Source organism: Peristeroidobacter soli, from assembly GCF_004138485.1.
GTDB classification, from domain to species: Bacteria; Pseudomonadota; Gammaproteobacteria; order Steroidobacterales; family Steroidobacteraceae; genus Steroidobacter; species Steroidobacter soli.
Window position 1 is genome coordinate 203,567 of record NZ_ML142848.1, and the last position, 16,995, is coordinate 220,561.

Here is a 16,995-nt window from a genome sequence, read left to right on the forward strand (position 1 = left end):
TCGTCAGATCAGCCTTTCAATGAAATGTTGAAACGCGACGGCGGTCGAAGCGACGCTGGCTGCGGATACGCAGCGTGCGTCGTCTTCGGCAACGTGGTGATAGCGATGAATGCCAAACACCCCGGCGGCCGGCGCATAACCCGCCGCGATGATCTCAGTAAGCTCGCCCGCCGACAACGTGTCGCTCGAATAAGGCGCCTCCAGCCCGGCATGACCGGCAAACACCTCGCGAGCCAGCGGCACCAGCGCCGGGCTGAGCGACAGGAATCGTTGCGTGTCCACGCTGGGCAGCGGCCGCCACTGCCCCAGGCCTTCGTGCCAGTCGCGCGCGGCGACGTTGGCGCCGAGATGCAGCCAGAAATGAGTATCGGCGGGCTTGGGCGTGAACGTCTTGAGCGCCTCCGCGGCGCCGAGATACTCATATTCATGCCCGGTGTTGCAGACGAAAGCGAGGTTGTGAGTTTGCACTGCCTGACTCGCCCAACGCGCCAGCCACAACCACGCGGCGACACCCGGACCGCGCTCCCCAGCGCACACATACCAACCTGATCGCGGCGTCGACACGACCAACCAGCGCGGCTTGCCGCGATTGATCCGGCCCACAAAATTGAACGCCGGACGTTGCCCGCCATTGCCGCGAATCACCATTGTCGCCGGCGCACGGCGCATCGCCGCTGTCAGGAAAGGTGCGGCATTCTCCGGCGCGATCAATGCAACGGGGCCGCCAAACATCGGAGCGCGACCGTCCGCATTCAGCGCGATGATCTTGCCCGTGGGACCGTTGGTGATCACGACGGCGGCCTTGGCCCCCGCCGCGAACGCGGCAGTGATCGGTTCGCGAATCGGCTTCGCAAGCGCCGACGACCAACGCCCGAACGGCAAGTCCAGCAATGCGATCGCGCCCGCGAGCGAAGCCTCAGCTCGGCCGGCTGGATCGATGTGCACCAGCGGGCCGGTGATTCCATCAGGCCCGGTCTGGACGACGATGGGCTGCGGCCAGAGCGCTGCCTTGGAATCTCCGCAGATCAGTTCGCTGCGCGCCGGTTCGAAGAAGGGCGTCGCGAACTCCTGTCGCTCGACCTGGTAGCCCAAGCCCTCCAACTCCGCAGCCAGCCAGTGACCGCAAGCGGTATCCCCCGCTCCGCCCGCCTGCTTGATGCCGAAGCCAATGTACTTGTCGAGATCGTTGGCCACCGACGCCTGCAAGTCGACGGGCGGCTTTGCCATCGCGACGGTCGCCGGAAGCACGGCGCTGCCCACGAGAAACGTTCGCCTGCTAGTGCGTGCCATGCTGTCTGCGTCCCAGTAACAAGATGCTGATCAGAGATACCACGCACATGGCGCAAAGATAAATCGAAATCGGCCCGCTCGACTGATAACGGGCGAACAACGCCGTCGCGATGATCGGTGCAAAGCCGCCGCCGCACACCGAGCCGATCTGGTATCCCAGCGACGCGCCCGAATAGCGCACGTCCCTGGGGAACAGCTCGGCGAACAGCGCCGCCTGCGGCCCATACATCATGCTGACGAACACCAGGGCCACCGTGATCGCCAGCGTGACCGCGACCGGCGACGTGGAATCGATGAGCGGAAAGACCGCGAAGGCCCACAGCCCCGACAGAATCGCTCCGAGCTGGAAAATCCCCCGCCGGCCAAAGCGATCCGACAAGGCACCGCACAGAATGAGCGCCGGAATCATCGCCACGCTGCCGATCATGACCGCAAAGAGCAGCACCTCGCGCGCGATCCCAACGGTGGCGGTACCGTACGCGACCGCATAGGTGATCGCGATATAGAAACAGACGTTGTTGGCGACGAACGCGCCGCCCGCGAGCAGCACCTCACGGCCATGGCCACGCAACACCTTTAATATGGGTGAGGGTCTCTCGGCCGGCTCGCTCTCCTGCACCGGCTTGGATGTTCCCGCCGGCTCGGCGACGTTGAAGTGAATGTACACGCCGATGACGATGAGGCCGACGCTGATCAGGAAACCGATCCGCCAGCCCCAGACCAGAAAATCAGCGGGCTCGATCAGCGCACTCGCGAGCAGAAAGACGGCGTTCGCGAGCACGACGCCCAGAGGCACACCGATCTGCACGAAGCTGCTGTAGAAGCCTTGCTTGTCCGGCGGAGCGCTTTCGATCGCCAGCAGCGCCGCCCCGCCCCATTGCCCGCCGACCGCAAGCCCTTGCACGAAGCGCAATACGACGAGCAGCAGCGGCGCGAGGCTGCCCACCGTCGCATAGCTCGGCAATAGCCCGATCAGTGTCGTCGATGCTCCCATCAATATCATGGCGAGCACCAGCGCCCGCTTGCGTCCGTGCAAGTCGCCGAAATGCCCGAACAGCATTCCACCGATGGGCCTCGCAATGAAGCCCACCGCGAACGTGCTGAACGCCGCGATCTGCGCGACGAACTGCGGCAGATCCGGCGGAAAGAACAGTTTCGGAAAGACCAGCGCCGCCGCCGTGCCGTAGATAAAAAAGTCGTACCACTCGACCGCGGCGCCCGCGGACGCCATCGCGACGACTTTGACGTTGGGTTTACCTACAGGCGGCGGCAGCTTGGTCAAGGCCCGCTCACCAGCTGTACATGACACTGAGGCCGTAAGTACGCGGCTTGTTGAACCGCGCCGACAGCGGGTAACCCGCCTGAGTGAACTTGAGCACTTGCACTTCCTCGTCGGTGAAGTTGCGCACGAACGCCGCGACTTGCACGTTGTTGAAGTTGAGTCCGGTACGTGCTCCGAAGATATCGAAGTCGGAGAGCGGAATGAACGGCGTCGCCACCGTCACCGTATCCTGCCCGCCGCCGCGCTGGCCGGAATAGCTCACATTGATGAACGCGTCGACGCTGGCCGTGATCGGTTGCCGATAGTCGACCACCGCGGAGTACGTCCAATCCGGGATCTGCGCGACCCGCGATCCCTGGATGGGCAGCCCCGACACGCCCGTGGGCACCTCGTCGAATTCCGCCTTCTGATTGGTCGCGCTGAGATTGGTCGACAGCACGCCCTGGCCCAAACGGAAACGCGCGTCCACCGAAGCTTCGACGCCGCGGGCCTCGATCGTGCCGCCATTGACGGTGAAGAACTGTCCGCCCACGCCACAGGCATTGGTCACGGTGCAGCCGTCGTTGAGGCTGGTGATCGCATCGGTGGTGCGCGACAGATAGCCGGACAGACGCACGAAAATGTTCGGCATGACGCTGGCCTTCACGCCGGCTTCGTAGCCGGTCGTGTTCTCGTTGTCGTAAGTGAACACGAAAGGATTCGGCGCGTTCGCATTGAACGTGCCGTTGTTGACGCCGCCCGCGCGATAGCCGGTGCCGACCTTGGCATAGATCAACGTGCTGTCGAAGCTGGGAACCTTGTAGCTCGCTGTGAACGTGTACGCGGGCTCGTCCGCGTCGAACTTGTAGGTCGTGGGAATCTTGGTATAGGTCGTGGTGTAGAGCGCCGTGATGCCCTGAGTCGCTTCCTTGGAATCCTTGGTGAAACGCCCCTCGCCGACCAGAGTGAAGTCGCCGATGGCGTATTGCAGCGATGCGTAGCCCGCATACGACGAAATGCTCTGTTTGGTGCGAGCATCGGTGCCGTAGATCAGCGGGAACGGCGTCGGACAATTGATCGACGTGGGCAACGGCCGCACGCAGACCGGCTGGCTCGGCGTGCCGCTGCAGAAACTCCCCGTGAGCGTGAACGCGCACGGCGAAGAAACCACCAGCAATTGATAGTCGTCACGTTGCGAGAGGCCTTCCGCACCGATGATCCACGACAGGCTGCCGTCCGCGGCTTTACCCGTAAGATGCAGATCCTGATAAAGGGTGCGGTCCCGGACGTTGGTCCGGACTTGACCGTAAGGCCAGATGCCGATCTGGCCCTGCTGGCGCATCTCGATCGCCGTCGCCACGTCGATGGCCGCGGCGTATTGCTGATTCGAGGTCCAGTCCGTGACCATGGTGGTCGACTCGAGCGTCCAGTGGTCGCTCAGGTCGTAGCTCGCCAGCAGCATGCTGCGCTTGACCTTCTGTTGCATCCCGTCGTCGCCGGTGTGCGGCAGAACGAATCGGGATTGCTGATAACCCCGCGGGATCTGCGCATTCACACCGCCCGCCGGCACCAGCAGGCTGTTTACAAACGTCGGCAGTTCCAGATCCTGCCCATCGACCAGCAAAGTCACATCCAGCGGGCCGGAGCGATAGCGAATCTGGCCGCGCGCCGTGAAGCCGCTGCTGCTGTCGTAATATTTGTCGTGGTTGGGGTCGTAGTAGAAGCCCCCTGTCTGATCGTAATGTTCCGCGCCGACGCGCACCGCGACTGTATCGCCCAGGGTTTGATTGATCACGCCCGCGACACGGTTCTGGTCGAGATCGAACGTCCACATGTCGCGGACGTAGCCGCTGTTCTCGAACTTCGGTTTGGCGAGGATGAGGTTCACCACGCCGAATTCGGAGTTGCGTCCATAGAGTGCGCCCTGCGGACCTTCCAACACTTCGACCCGCTCCAGATCGAAATAATCGAGCGCCTTGAAGTTACGTCCACCGAGCGTGCTGCTTCCGGCATAGGCACCGTTGACGAACAAGCCCACGCCGGAGTCCGCACCGGTCGCACGCTGAGTGCCCGAGCCGCGAATCGAGACTTCGGCCAGGTTCTCACTCGCCACATCGTTGAAACGCACCCCCGGCACGGTGTTGAGCAAGTCGCCGCTGCCCGCGATCGGTCCTTTCGATTCGAGCTGTTCCGCGGTCACCGCCGAGATCGTGCCCGGCACATCGCGAATACTTTCCTCGCGACGGCGCGCGGTGACGACGATGGCTTCGAGCACCTCGACGTTACTGTCGACGGACTGCGGCGTGGCGCCCGGCGTCTGAGCGAGAGCCGGCGTCGCGACGACGACAGCCAGGATTGCGGGCGTGACCAAAGCATTGAGCATGCATCCCCCTAACGGCGTTTGTTCTTGCTGTGCCGATTGAGCGTCAATTTCGATGAAATTGTTCAACAATCCTAATTACAATGCCGCGACGCGAACGACAATGTCAACCAGATTGTACGACAATCAAGATTGTGACTATCATGTCACCCGTTGCGGCGGCCGGCCCCGGCTCGGGCACAACCGCGCTTGAGTGAGAGGTAACCTTTTGAGCGACAAGAAAGAATCTGCAGCTCAGGACGACGGCGCGGCGCCCGCGGCGATGACTGCGGACGATGTCGCCCATGCCCTGCGACAGAAGATCCAGAAAAGTGAGCTTGCGCCCGGCGAATGGCTGCGCGAGGTGAGGTTGTGCAGCGAATTCGGCGTCGGACGCTCAACGGTTCGCCGCGCGCTCCGAGAGTTGGCCGATGACGGTTTGATCGAGCTCGAAGAAAACCGGGGCGCGCGTGTTCTCGCGACCACGGCCGAAGAAGTGTTCGATCTTTATGAAACTCGCGCGGCGCTCTACGGCCTGGCGGCTCGTTTCGCCTGCCTGCGCGCTTCGGACGCGGCGATTCGACACATGCTCGTCGACATCGATCGTTTGCTGAGCGACGCCGCGAGCGGCGCGCCGGCCGAACAGATCATCGAGGTCAGCGAGGCCATCTTCAGCGAGATGGCTGAATCGGCGAGTCGCGACGCGCAGAGGATGATCGAATCGGTTCGCCGCAAGACGCGTTTCCATTTCTCGTATGTCGCGCTCGCATTGACCGCGAACGGCCCGGGGCCCTATGAGCATTGGCGTCGCGTGCGTGCTGCGCTCATCGCTCGCGATGCGAACGAGGCGGCGCAGGCCGCGCGAGACATTCTCTATTTCATGCAAGGCGAAGTCGCTCGAATCATGCTGGCGCACGGGCGTCGCGCAGCGAACAACCGAGGCTGACAATGGCTGTCCGATCGCACCTCAAGGCTCTGCTGCTGGCAACCGCAATTGCCAGCGCGATCGTGTCAGTAGCGCCGGCGTCGCCTGTAACGACGGCGTCGAGCGAGCCGTCGCAGGCGATGACCAACCTGCTCGACTATCTGCGTAATCGCAACACCACCGGCTTCCTGGTCATTCAGGACGGCAAGGTGCTGATCGAGAAGAACTGGCCCGCGCCCGCGGACAACCGGCAATTCTCGATGTTCGTTTACGGGAAGAACCCACGAGGCGCGCTGCTCGAGGACGTGGCTTCTCAGCAGAAGAGTTTCGTCTCGGTGCTGGTCGCCATCGCCATCGACAAAGGGTTGATCGATATCGAGAAGCCCGTCTCCTCCTACCTCGGAGCGGGCTGGTCCAAGGCGACGCCGGAGCAGGAAACAAAGATCCGCGTCATCGACGTGCTGACGATGAGCTCGGGCCTCAACGACAAGTTCGGCTACGAAGCGCCGGTGGGCACGGTCTTCTACTACAACACTCCCGTGTATGCAGTGACGAAACGTATCGTCGCGGCCGCTGCGAATCAGTCGCTCGACACCCTCACGCGCGAGTGGCTCACCGCTCCAGCCGGAATGAATGAAACCGCCTGGCGCCAACGCCCCGCCGCGCTCGCCTCAGTCGGCAACGACACAGGTCTGGTCACCACGCCGCGCGACACCGCGCTGTTCGGACTCATGATTCTCAACGGCGGCGTTGCAAATGACGGCAAGCGCATCGTTTCCGAAGCCAATCTCGAGGCGATGTTCACGCCTTCGACCACCAACCCCGCGTACGGTCGCTTGTGGTGGTTGAACGGCGGCGCTTACTCAGTGCGCGCGCTGATCGGACGCAAGGATGGCCCGCTGATCCCCGCCGCTCCCACCGACACGATCGCCGCGTTCGGATTGTTCGATCGTCGTCTCTATGTCGTCCCCAGTCGCAAACTGGTCGTGGTGCGCACCGGCGCGGACGCCGGCGACAAAGAGTTCGACCAGCAACTCTGGCTGCGCCTGATGAAGGTCGTCGGCTGACACGACTGCACAACTGGGGGACCTCATGGAGATCGCGCACCGCGTAGCGGCGCTCGGCCTGGCGGCCTTGAGCGCGATGGTCGACTGGAACGTCGGCGTGACCGCACCGGTCCTGCCGCCCGCGCAGGAGACGTGCCGGTGACGATTGACGGAAGCATTCAGGCATTTCCGCTGACGCTGCACCGGATTCTCGATCACGCGGCGAAGTGGCATCCCGAGGTGGAGGTCGTCACCGCCAGCGAGAGCGGCGCCAACCGTCGCGTCGGTTATGCATCACTTCGTCAACGCGCGCGCAAGATCTCTCGGGTGTTGAGTGACTTCGGCGTCGTCGTGGGCTCGCGCGTCGCGACGCTGGCGTGGAACAGCCAGGCGCATGTCGAAGCATGGTATGCAGTGATGGGCATGGGCGCCGTGTGTCACACGCTCAACCCGCGCCTCACCTCGACGCAACTCGCCTGGATGCTCGGGCAGTCGGGTGCAAAGATTCTGATCGTGAGCGCCGATCTGCTGCCCCTGGCGATCGAGGTCGCCGCGGACGCGTCGCATCTCGAACGCATCCTGGTGATCGATGCCGACGCGACCGGCCAAGGGCCCGCTAACGTTGAACTGCTGACGCTCGAGTCGTTGATCGAACGCACGACCGGTGACTTCGAATGGGGCGGTTTCGATGAGTGCGCGCCGAGCGGCCTCTGTTTTACTTCGGGTTCGACCGGCGCCCCCAAGGGGGTCACCTACACTCACCGCTCCAGCTTTCTGCACACGTTGCGCCTGTTACAAGCCGATGTGCTCGGACTGAAGAGCGTCGACACCGTGCTGCCCGTCGTACCGATGTTTCATGCGAATGCCTGGGGGCTGCCGTTCGCGGTGCCTGCCACAGGCGGCAAGCTCGTGCTGCCCGGCCGTCACGCCGACGGCGCCAGTCTCGCGCGACTGATCGCGGCAGAGAAAGTAACGATCGCGGTCGGCGTGCCCACGGTCTGGCTCGGGTTGTGCGAGCACCTGGAAACCACTGGCGCGAAGTTGCCATCGCTCCAGCGCATCGTCGTCGGTGGCGCGCCCATGCCGCCCGCATTGATGGAACGAATCGAGAAACAACTCGGCGTTCCAGTGCAAACGAGCTGGGGCATGACTGAGCTCTCCCCGGTCGGCACGTTCGGTGTGATGAGCGACTCAGTACGCCAAGCCGCGGTGTCCGGTCGCCCCGCGCTCGGCGTCGACCTGATGCTCGCCGATCCGAACGGCGAGCCGCTCGAGCAACAGCGCGAACAGGAAGGCCGCCTGCACGTTCGAGGAGCTGCAGTCATCGAACGCTATTTCGGCCAGCAAGGCCCGGCGATCGGCGCGGACGGCTGGTTCGATACTGGCGACCTGGCCCGCATCGACGCTCGAGGTAATTTGATGATCACCGGACGCGCCAAGGACTTGATCAAATCCGGCGGCGAATGGATCAATCCCGCGGAGATCGAGGCCGTCGTCTGCGCACTGCCCGAAGTTTCGCTCGCCGCCGTGATCGGCCGGAACGATCATAAATGGGGCGAGCGGCCGATCCTGCTGGTGGAGATGCGCGAGGACCACGACATCTCCGATCAGGATCTGCTCGCTTCGCTACGCGGCCGGGTCGCGTCCTGGTGGATTCCCGACGCCGTCGTGCGCGTGCCAAATATGCCGCTCGCCGCCACGGGCAAGATCGACAAGATCCGTCTGCGCGCGACGTTCGGCGGCGGCTAGTCGCTCATCGGCGCTCGCAACGCCCGCCAGCGCAGGTATTGCTCGCGCTTGTCCGGATCCGGATCTTCGCGGCCCGACAACCAGAAGCCAAACCAATCGACGTTGCGCTGATAGACCCGCAACCGGTGCACCGGCTGCGTCTTCAGATGCCGCTCCTGCGGATAGACAATGAGCTCGACCGGCTTGCCCGCCTCCTTCAAGGTCAGGAACAGCGGCACGGCGAGCGAATATTCGAAGTCCGATGCCTGGATCAGCAACGGCGCCTCGATGCGTGACGCATTCAACATCGGCGAGAGCTCCCGCCATGCCGCCTGCGCGTCACCGAACGGGTCGCCGATTCTCAGCGAGTCCTTGTCGCGATACTGCGGTCCGCCATAGTAATGAATGACTGGATCGTTGCCGGCACCGCTGACCGCCGCCGCGGCAAAATGAATCTTGGTCGAATGAGAAATGGCATATGTCCCCTTGTCCGCGCCATCGCTCAAGCCCGAGATGCCGACGCGCTTGGGATCGATCCAGCCACGTTCGGTGAGTTGCTCGACAGCAGCTTCCAACGCCGTGAGCACGCTTTTATGATCCCGCCCGTCATGATGAAGCAGTCGCATCGCTTCCGGGTGATCCAGCTGCGCATAGGCGAGGCGGTTCTCGGGCCGATCGACGCTCAGCACACACAGCCCACGCTCGGCGAGCAGATGGATGGGATATTCATTGCCCACCGCACCTCGCAAGAAGCCTCGCGACAGGTACAACGTAATCACCAGCGGACACGCCGGCGATGCCTTGCCGCCGGGCGGCTCGACGAAGTGCCCGAACGCCGGCGTGCCGTTGGCATCCTTGAACTCGATGCGAGTCACGCGCCCAAAACGAACCTCCCGCATCCTTGGGTTCAAATCCACCCACCGACTCAACTTGCCGGTCCGCAGATCGAGTCGCGCGATCTCAGGTGCAAGTGTCGGCGCCTCATGGATGCAGAACGCCAGGTCGTTACGCATCGCGCAGCCAGATGGCGCCAAAGCGCGCGCGCCCACCAGCAAGTCATCGCTCACCAGAATGCGTCGCACTTTCCCCTTCGTGGGCGACCATGCGTAAAAGGCGGTGGCATCGACGGTGTCACGTTCGCGGCGCTGGAAATACAACTCCTGTCCGTCACGGCTCCAGCTCAGGCCAGCCATGCGCCCGGTGCAGAGTGCATCTTCGCAGGCCGTAACAACTCGATCACGCGGGTTCAACAAGGCAAGCTGCGAAGGATGGCGCTGGTCTGGAAAGCGAATGCCCGGCGCGGGGCGACTGAAGGCCACCATCGAATTCGTCGGATGCGGCGTGTGATAGTACGTCGCCTCTTCGAGCCCCCCGACGCGCGATCCGAGCGCATCCCACTCGGCTTGGGTGGCAACTCGCTCGGCACCGGACTTCAAGTCGTAGACGCGATAGCCGTTGCCTTCGAGCGGGGCCACGCGTTCCACTGTCCCATCGATTTCGGTGAGGCCCGCTCCGTAATAGGACTGCAGCGACTCCGACATGATGTAACCCGATTTGCCCGCCTCGCTCGAATACCGGGCCTGCGCATCGCGCGCAGGACCACGTTCATAAATCACGCTGTGCGAATCGCGATCCCAGCGGAAGTCGAGCACGTCGCCCTCGCTGTGCGTGAGCTGCCGTTGCAGGCCATCCTCGAGACGGCTCATCCAGAGCTGGGTCTGCCCGGCCACGGTCATCAAGTATGCGATGGCGGTGGAATCATTCGTCCACTGCGGCTCGCGCAGTGCCGGGAATCCAGTGGCATGCCGCCCCGGCATCGCATAGGAAATCTGCCCCGCCGAGCCGAGCGCTCTCACGTCGCTCGAATCGGTCGTCGACACCGCAAACCAGGATGAGCGATAGTCATTGGTCGCAAGCTCCGCCTGTGTGACTTGATACGCGAGCCAGCGACCGTCCGGCGAGATCGTCGGCGCCGATGGCTCGCTCAACGTGAGCAGATCCATCGCCGTGATGGCCCGGGTACCGGCGACGGCATGAATCGACAACAGCGTGGCGCACAGGCCCGCAAGCAACATACCGGTGCGCATGATCACATCCCCAGCGAGAGATTGACGTACCAGAAGCGTCCGCGCATGTCAGCCTGCAACAGATCATACGGCGCGATGGATGTATTGTTCGAGTAACCGCCGATCTCGTTGGTCAAGTTGGTTGCACCCAACGTGACTTTGAATTCACGGGACAACAGCGGCCCCAGGCCATCCGCTTTGGTCCAGGTGATCTGACCATCCAGCCACTGGTACGGGCCCAGCCGCCCGGTGCCCGCATAGTCGATGGACGATGAGACATATCGATAGGTCAGACTGCCGCTCAAGCCGCTGATGTGACCGAGCATGGCGGTCGCCGATGCTCGCATGCGCGGTGCGAAGCCGGACAAGTTCGCCCGCCCCGCACGGCTGGTCGCTGTCGCGCCGGGGATCAACGCACTCTCGTATTTATCGACGTACGTGCCGTTCACGATCAGCGAGCCGTTCAAACTGTCGCTGAACAACTTCGCGCCTGCGGTCGCCTGGAAATCCAGCCCCTCGCTGGTGAGCTCTCCGAAGTTCACGCGCGTGGTATCCATCGAAAGGATGCGTCCCGGATAGCCGAGCGCGACATCGGCCGGCGTCGGCGCCGCCCGCACGATACGTTCGGCGAACAAGCTCTCATTCTCCAGCAACGTGGCTGAGCTGAAGAACTGCACGGTGTTGTCGATGCTCACCCGAAAGGCGTTCACCGAAACCGCGCCATTGATGGCGGGCAGATCCAGGGTCACGCCCAGATCGAACGAAGTCCCCTTCTCCGCGTCGAGGTACGGGTTGCCGCCGGACGTTCCCATCACCGATATCACTTCGCCGCCACGAGCCGGATCGACAGCCGTAGTCGTCTGCGTCAGGCGGGGCGCGAACAAGTAGTACAAGGACGGCGCACGAAATGCCGTGCCGTAGTTGGAATGCAGTCGCACTCGATCCCAGGGATACCAGCTGGCGCCGAAGCGATACGTGAAGCTGCTGCCAAAATCGTCGTGATCGTCATAACGAGCCGCCGTGTTCAACTCCACCAGCGGCGCACCGAGCCGCGTCGAGCCCAGCTCCAGTGCCAGCTCCGCGAAGCCCGACGTGACCGCGCGGTCCGCAACCACACCGTAGTATTCGAGATCTTCGGTCCGATGCTCGACGCCGAAGGCCATCGGCAGACTCACCGCTTCGGCAAGCGCGAACTCGGTCCGCGCAACTGCCGTTCCCTGCATGGACTTCGTTTCGCCTTCGATGGTCCGATGCGATCGAATCGCCGCCAGCGTCGCCGGATTGTTCGGCGACGTCGAGAATACATTGAGGGCAACGGCCGGATCGCTGGAATTCAAATACTGCCGCACCAACGCATAGTCGATGTAGTTGTCGAGCTGCGTGTTCACGCGGGAACGATCCCACAGCCCGCTGACGCTGACATCGAAACGGCCGAGCCGGATATTGTCACCGGCCAGCAGCGCGCGCGTGTACTTGGTCTCGTAATGATCTTCTCGATTGCCGAGCTCGTTGAACCGATAGTCGACGCCCACCGCCTCGCCGAAAGGATTGAACGGATTGGTCGCGGGCACGGTGAAATAACCAACGGAGCCGGAGAACAAACTGTCCGGTGCCGCCGGCATGAACACCTCGTTCTCTCCGAGCAGCACCTGAGCGGATACAATTGCTCCGCTGTCCAGCGAGAGCTTGCCTGTGGCCAGCAATGTATTTCGATTGGTCTGCGTCAGCAGCGGATACGCTGAAATCACTGATTCGCGGTTCAATACTCCGTCGGTCGCGGCGAAGTCGGCTGGTGTCAACACCGTGCCCGCGGCACTCGAAGGAATACCTGCCCGCGTGCTGGTCAATCCGGGTAGAGCTGTGCCGTCCAGAGAATAAACATTGCCGGGATAGCTCGAGGTCGAGCGCCGGTCGAGGCCACCGAAACGCCGATAGTCCGAGTCCGATGTGAGCGCGCGCTCCGAGCCCAACAGTGGATCGCGATGGAATGCATCGCCAATCAGCATCCAGGAAACCGCGCCGGCCGAGCCGCCATAGCTCAAGCTGGCACGACGCTCGGCGGCGCCACCCTCGCTGCTGTCGCCATAGCGCAGATCGGCGGCGATTCCATCGAGCGAATCGCGCAGGATGATGTTCACCGCACCGGCCATGGCGTCCGAGCCATAAATGGCGGAGGCGGTGCCACTGATGATCTCGATGCGCTCGACCGCGGCCGCGGGAATCATCGAGGGATCGTTGTACAACCCGGCAACGGCAGGCGATGCAGAGACGCGATGTCCGTTGATCAGCAACAGCGTCGTACCTGTCGGCATGCCGCGCAGCTGGATCGTGGATGAAGCGCCGGCCGACATCGCACCGGACTCATCGTTGGTGACCGACGCCTGCGACAGGCGGCTGATCACTTCCAGCACCGTGGCGCCGCCGTTGCGATCGATGTCACTGCGACTGATCGTCGTGAGCATCGAGGTGGGCTCGCCTTGTTTGCGCAGATGCGTGCCGGTGACGACGACCTCCATGATGTCGCGATCGGGATCGAGCCCTTCGCGACGCGAGCCACGTTCCATCGGCACGATGCTCACGCCGCCTTCGTTCAAGATCACGTAGGTGAAGCCGGTTCCCCGCAGCAGCTGCGCCAGCGCTTCGACCGACGTGAGCTCGCCGGACGCCCCCTTGGTCTTGAGTTTGCTCAGCTCATCGCCATAGGCAATCTGAAAGCCGCGTTCCTTGGCCAATGCCTGCAAGGCCGCGCCCAGATCCTGCGCGACGATGTTCGTCGGCCTGCGCGCTTCGGTCCATGAATCTGCGGCGAACGTCGTGCCGGCAAAGGAAACACAGGCAATGGCAATGGCCAGACTCGAGCGCATGAACTCTCCCCGCCTTCGTTGAGGCTGTACGGCCGTCGACCGGTATGGCGACGGCTTCATGCGCTGTAGAGAGAAAATTGCCGCGGGCGATACCCCGCCGCGGCGGAAAAATATTCAGCCGTCATCGTGAACGATTCGAACCTGGTCGCCGCGTTCGATCACGCTGACGTGCGGACGGCTGCGCAGATAACCGATCATGAATTGCGGATCGATGGAGAACACGCCGCTCAGACGCAGCGGCGTCGCCGCGCGCTCCTCGACGAGGAGCTTGCGAGTGCTGTAACGATTGAACTCCTCCGCCACCTCGGCGAGCGTCGTCGATTGGAATATCAACTGCCGCTGCGTCCAGGCGGTGACGACCGGAAGCTCCGCGAGCACCGCGCTGCCCGGACCGGCGTCTGTCACCGTGACCTGCTCGCCCGCGACGAGCGGTGTTCCGCCGGTCGCCTTCGCGCCAGGCGAGGAGGCATTCTCCGCTCGCTCTGGAGCATCCTTCACCTCAGAGGCCGCGCCCGACACGACCACCTTTCCTTCGATGACCGTGACGACGATGCCGCTGTCCTTGCGATAGACGTCGAACTGAGTGCCGACTGCCCGCACATAGGTGCGGTCGCTGCCGACGATGAAGGGCCGATCCGGATCCTTCGCTACCTTGAACAGCGCCTGCCCTTCCAGCAAATCGATCTCTCGCTGGTGCGCAGACATGCGCACGCGAATCCGCGAACGCGAATTGAGTGTCACGACCGACCCGTCGGCCAGCGCCAGCGTGCGCTGCTCGCCGGCATCCGTGGCATACGCAGGCGCGCGACCGAGCGTCAGGGTCGCGACCAATCCCACCGCGATCAGCACGCCGCCCACTGCCGCCGCAGCGAGATATCTCCTGCGCGTGCCCGGGCCATCCTCGGATCTACGCCGCGCTGGCGGCGTTCGAACTCCCGCAGCGATTGGAACCACATTCTCTTCGGATTGAATCGCCACCAACAGCCGTGCAGAGGAAAGCTGCTGCCCGGCATCCAGACCATCGCCTTCGTTCCAGATCGCGGCCATCTCCAGATAGGCCCGCAAATGTTCGGGAGACGTGCGCACCCACGCGTCGAACTGCTGCAGCTGGGCCGGCTCCAGTTCGCCAGTACGGAACTCGACCAGCCATCCGGCGGCCTCTTCGGAAATCTGCGGGTTCAAAGTGTTGCCAGTCATAGCGTCCCTACTCGGCCTCTTTGAGCCGTTTACGAAAATGCACCAGCGCCTTCACCAGATACTTCTTGGCCATGGGCCGGGAGATGCCCAGCCGGGCGCTGGTCTGCTCGATGGTCAGGCCGTCGCGACGATGGAACAGGAAGGTCGCCTGCACCTTGGGCGAGAGCTCCAGCAGCGCGTCGTCGAGCGCTTCGACACATTGCTGAGCGCTGACTTCGAGGGCCGGGTCGAGCTGTTCGAGATCGCCGCTCTCGGCCAGCACCGCATCCAGCTCGACTTGGGAGGCGCCGCCCGAACGCTTCAATCCGTACTCGATGGCCACGTGTCGCGCGATGGTGAATATGTAGGCTTCCGGCGTCCGCACCGTGGCCACGCTCGGAATGCGCAACAGGCGCAGGAACACCTCCTGCACCAGATCCGGGATATCGGCGTCGTTGCGCACCCGGGTGCGCAGGAATCGTCTCAAGCCTGCTTCATGACGCCTGGCCAGGTCTTCGACCCAGGCATGCGGATCCTGCAACGGCAACGTCGCTCCCGAAAATGGTCGTCCGTTGACGTAGAGTCCGAATCGGCGCGGTCGATACCCCCGAGTCGAAAATAATCTAAGCCCAGTGCAAAGTAACGGCGGTCAGCACCAGATAGCGCCCGACCTTGGCCACGGTGACGAGCAACAGGAACACCGGCAGCGGCTCGCGCAAAACGCCGGCGATGACGGTCAGCGGATCTCCAATGAGGGGCACCCAGCTCAACAGCAACGACCACTTGCCGTAGCGCTGGTACCAGGCTCGATACCGCTCCAATGTGGCAGGCTGCACAGGAAACCAGGAGCGCTCGCTGAAGCGCTCGACCCATCGGCCCAGTCCCCAGTTCAGCGTGGCACCGAGCACATTGCCGACGCTGGCAACCGTGACCAGCAGCGACGCGGGATAGTTGTCGGTCAGCAGCAGCCCGACCAGCGCGGCCTCCGACTGCATCGGCAGAAAAGTGGCGGCCAGGAAGGCGACCAGGAACAGTCCCGCGTAGATCGCCAGATCCGGCATGTGGCTCACCATCGTCATTCACCTCACGATGGTAGCGCGGTTCCCGACACTGCGCCGGCATCCGTGCCGGCCGGGATTTTCTTCAACGACGCGCGGCGGTCCGGATCATTTCATTCCGCTCGCCCGTGCGCTGTGCGTGCAGGGCCGAGAGGAGCGGTCGATTGGCCTGCCCTACTGCATCGCTGAGCGCGCTTTGGTAGCAGGCACGAGCGCGCACCATCCGCTCCAGCTCGCGCGATTGATCGACGCGACAGACGATTTTCGCAGCTGAGCGAATTCGATCGTAGGCCAGCTCGGCGCCCTTCGGGGTCGATGTCTCGATGCCCGCGAGGCTGACGACGATCTTTGGTACATCGCCAGTGCCGCCATTGTCGGCACTGGCGAATCCCGAGACCAAGCAGGCAGCAATGACGGTCAGCAACAGAATGTGACTGCGCTCAGGCGCGGCGTTGAGTTTGCACATGATCTTTGACTCCAGAAGTGAGAGAGGGGTATCAAGCGCTTTGCCCGGCGCTTGCTGGAGCAGATTGCAGGCGTCATGCCGGCTCGGCCGGTGAGCTGCGGGATTTCGCTAAGTCACTGAAGTCGACGGCGAATCATTAGGGCAGCAAGAGGAATCCGCACAGCGTGTCGTGCTGGCGCGCGGGCGGGATTCGTTGGCTCGCGACCAACGTCGCGAGCTGCAGTGTTGGAGGCGCGGCGGTCAATTCGAGTTGGCCCCAGGTCCTCTTGACCGATTCGGGCGGCGCGCATCAGATCGCGTCATGTATTCGCGAATCCTGGTTCCCATCGATGGCAGCGTGGCCTCCGCCCGAGGGCTCGATGAGGCCATGGACCTTGCCGGTCATTTGCAGGCTCGCATGCAGCTCGTGCACGTCGTGGAGCCGTGGATCATGGTGACCGTGGAAGCGATGCCTGCCACGGTTCATCAGGTCGCCGAGGACATCCGCAAAATCGGCGGCGCGCTGTTACAGGAGTGCAAGGACAAGGTGACCAACGCCGGCATCGAGGTCGATGTGGAACTGATCGAGACTCTCGGTGATTCGGCCGGCGAATGCATCGTGAAAAAGGCCCGGGAAATGGATGCCGATCTCATCGTCTGCGGCACTCACGGCCGCCGCGGCTTTCGCAGACTCCTGATGGGCAGCGATGCGGAATACATCGTGCGACGGGCACCCGTGCCGGTGCTGCTGGTACGCAACCAGGACCCGAGCTAGCC

General features: G+C 63.2%; 13 protein-coding genes. 4 read left to right on the top strand and 9 right to left on the bottom strand.

Annotation, left to right across the window (positions count from 1 at the left end; translation table 11 throughout):
• Nucleotides 1–3 precede the first annotated feature (3 nt).
• From EKO19_RS00805 to EKO19_RS00815, 3 genes are read right to left on the bottom strand one after another with little or no spacing between them, the layout of a single operon-like run.
• Nucleotides 4–1,290 carry a hypothetical protein gene (locus EKO19_RS00805; RefSeq protein WP_129774517.1) on the bottom strand — a complete coding sequence of 429 codons (1,287 nt, stop codon included), beginning with the start codon at nt 1,288–1,290 and terminating at the stop codon, nt 4–6.
• A complete protein-coding gene (locus tag EKO19_RS00810; protein WP_217705060.1) occupies nt 1,277–2,572 on the bottom strand; it encodes an MFS transporter in 1,296 nt (431 codons plus the stop codon). Before EKO19_RS00810 ends, EKO19_RS00805 begins: the two co-directional genes overlap by 14 nt.
• Before the next feature lie 7 nt (nt 2,573–2,579).
• On the bottom strand, nt 2,580–4,934 hold the full coding sequence (locus tag EKO19_RS00815; protein ID WP_129774518.1) for a TonB-dependent receptor: 2,355 nt from the start codon (nt 4,932–4,934) through the stop codon (nt 2,580–2,582).
• Nucleotides 4,935–5,139: 205 nt separating this feature from the next.
• On the opposite strand from EKO19_RS00815, the gene EKO19_RS00820 reads away from it, so the two are divergent.
• The 3 genes from EKO19_RS00820 to EKO19_RS00830 all read left to right on the top strand — a co-directional run bounded on the left by EKO19_RS00820 (nt 5,140) and on the right by EKO19_RS00830 (nt 8,630).
• Nucleotides 5,140–5,856, top strand: coding sequence for a GntR family transcriptional regulator (locus EKO19_RS00820; RefSeq protein ID WP_129774519.1), 717 nt, complete (start codon nt 5,140–5,142; stop codon nt 5,854–5,856).
• Nucleotides 5,857–5,858: 2 nt separating this feature from the next.
• Nucleotides 5,859–6,902 (top strand): serine hydrolase domain-containing protein, encoded by a 1,044-nt coding sequence (locus EKO19_RS00825; RefSeq protein ID WP_129774520.1) that lies wholly within the window; start codon nt 5,859–5,861, stop codon nt 6,900–6,902.
• Nucleotides 6,903–7,034: 132 nt separating this feature from the next.
• Nucleotides 7,035–8,630, top strand: coding sequence for an AMP-binding protein (locus tag EKO19_RS00830; RefSeq protein ID WP_129774521.1), 1,596 nt, complete (start codon nt 7,035–7,037; stop codon nt 8,628–8,630).
• Here the strand turns inward: EKO19_RS00830 and EKO19_RS00835 are convergent.
• The 6 genes from EKO19_RS00835 to EKO19_RS00860 form a co-directional block, all read right to left on the bottom strand.
• Nucleotides 8,627–10,696 (bottom strand): Atxe2 family lasso peptide isopeptidase, encoded by a 2,070-nt coding sequence (locus EKO19_RS00835; RefSeq protein ID WP_129774522.1) that lies wholly within the window; start codon nt 10,694–10,696, stop codon nt 8,627–8,629. The genes EKO19_RS00830 and EKO19_RS00835 overlap by 4 nt on opposite strands.
• Nucleotides 10,697–10,698: 2 nt before the next feature.
• Nucleotides 10,699–13,539, bottom strand: coding sequence for a TonB-dependent receptor (locus tag EKO19_RS00840; protein WP_175596914.1), 2,841 nt, complete (start codon nt 13,537–13,539; stop codon nt 10,699–10,701).
• Nucleotides 13,540–13,653: 114 nt separating this feature from the next.
• On the bottom strand, nt 13,654–14,736 hold the full coding sequence (locus tag EKO19_RS00845) for a FecR family protein (protein ID WP_129774524.1): 1,083 nt from the start codon (nt 14,734–14,736) through the stop codon (nt 13,654–13,656).
• 7 nt (nt 14,737–14,743) lie between these two features.
• Entirely contained in the window at nt 14,744–15,262 is a 519-nt protein-coding gene (locus EKO19_RS00850; protein WP_129774525.1) for an RNA polymerase sigma factor, read from the bottom strand.
• A gap of 76 nt (nt 15,263–15,338) precedes the next feature.
• Complete coding sequence (locus EKO19_RS00855) at nt 15,339–15,776, bottom strand: YqaA family protein (protein WP_129775938.1); 438 nt, start codon at nt 15,774–15,776, stop codon at nt 15,339–15,341.
• 82 nt (nt 15,777–15,858) lie between these two features.
• Complete coding sequence (locus tag EKO19_RS00860; RefSeq protein WP_129774526.1) at nt 15,859–16,239, bottom strand: UrcA family protein; 381 nt, start codon at nt 16,237–16,239, stop codon at nt 15,859–15,861.
• A 301-nt stretch (nt 16,240–16,540) separates the two neighbouring features.
• Between EKO19_RS00860 and EKO19_RS00865 the strand changes: the two genes are divergently transcribed.
• Nucleotides 16,541–16,993 (top strand): universal stress protein, encoded by a 453-nt coding sequence (locus EKO19_RS00865; protein ID WP_129774527.1) that lies wholly within the window; start codon nt 16,541–16,543, stop codon nt 16,991–16,993.
• Nucleotides 16,994–16,995: the final 2 nt, after the last annotated feature.